The 455-nt window shown below is 67.3% G+C and carries 1 protein-coding gene; it reads left to right on the top strand.

Annotated elements, in window-relative coordinates; genetic code table 11:
• A partial coding sequence (locus K678_RS17435) for an ATPase, T2SS/T4P/T4SS family (protein WP_021133811.1) occupies positions 1-455 on the top strand: 455 nt, incomplete at both ends.

Raw genomic sequence — 455 nt, 5'->3', positions numbered from 1 at the left:
CCTGAAACCGCGCCCAAACTGTCCTGCGTCATCCCCGAAGCCCGCCACCGCTTCGAGGCGTTGCTGGGCGCGTCGGTCCAGACCGGGGTGTCGCTGGCGATCCGCTGCAAGCATCCCTTTACCCCCAGTTGGGAGCAGATCGGGGCCAGCCCGGAGGTGGTCGCCTATCTCGAAGCCGCGATGCTGGCCGAGGCCAACATCATCGTCTCGGGAGCCACCAACACCGGCAAGACGACACTGCTCAACAAGCTGCTCGGCTTCCTGCCCGATCATCGCCGCGTCGTCGTCGCCGAAGACGCCCCGGAACTGGCGATCGACCGCTTCTGGGACGGGGTCGGGTTGCTCGCCGCCCGCGAGGCCGGGGGATCGGCCGGGATGATCGACTGGCGGCAACTCTATGACCACCAGATGCGCGCCACCCCCGATCACGTCATCTTCGGCGAGATCAGCACCCA

This window comes from Magnetospirillum fulvum MGU-K5 (assembly GCF_000442515.1).
Lineage (GTDB): Bacteria > Pseudomonadota > Alphaproteobacteria > Rhodospirillales > Magnetospirillaceae > Phaeospirillum > Phaeospirillum fulvum_B.
This window is presented reverse-complemented; position numbering and strand designations above follow the sequence as displayed.